General features: G+C 65.6%; 1 pseudogene. It reads left to right on the top strand.

From position 1 onward, the window contains the following. Positions 1-26: 26 nt before the first annotated feature. Positions 27-224, top strand: a pseudogene (locus ACZY0X_RS31245) (IS30 family transposase); the annotation flags it as partial.

Here is a 224-nt window from a genome sequence, read left to right on the forward strand (position 1 = left end):
CGGCTCGAGCCGCCACCATCGCTGGTGTGTCGTTCACGACGGGCTACACCTGGGCCAGGGTCGGGGGCTGGAAACCTACCGGTCATCAGGGGACCCGGTATTCGCACGCAGTGCGTGAGGCATTCTGGGCGGCGATGCGATCGGGATCCTCGACCGCGCAGGCCGCTCAAATCGCGGGCGTGTCGGAGATGTCGGCGTTGATGTGGGTCAAACAGGCTGGTTAC

Source organism: Mycobacterium sp. IDUB_39 (genome assembly GCF_055419205.1).